General features: G+C 63.4%; 1 protein-coding gene. It reads right to left on the minus strand.

Going from position 1 to position 388, the window contains the following annotated elements; genetic code table 11:
• On the minus strand, positions 1–388 hold a 388-nt coding region (locus AC0YKC_RS34015), incomplete at both ends, for an SIS domain-containing protein (RefSeq protein WP_488514249.1).

Below are 388 nucleotides of genomic sequence, written 5' to 3' on the forward strand. Positions count from 1 at the left end.
ATGATTTCCGGCACCTCGGGCAGGATGATCGTCTCCATCGTCTTGATGCCGGCCTGGGCCGCGCCCTTGGCATCGGTGATCAGGATGATCTTGCCGCCGCGCGCCGCCACTTCCTGCATGTTCGAGACCGTCTTTTCGAAGATGCGGTCATGCGGCGCGATCACGATCACCGGCATGTTCTCGTCGATCAGCGCGATCGGCCCGTGCTTCAGCTCGCCGCCGGCATAGCCCTCGGCGTGGATGTAGGAAATCTCCTTGAGCTTCAGCGCCCCTTCCATGGCCAGCGGGAAGTTGGTGTCGCGGCCGAGATAGAGCACGTCCTTGTAGCGCGACAGCTCGCGCGCGATGCGCTCGATCTGCTCGTCGAGCTTCAGCACCTGGGTGGCGA

Source organism: Mesorhizobium sp. CNPSo 4661, from assembly GCF_057784215.1.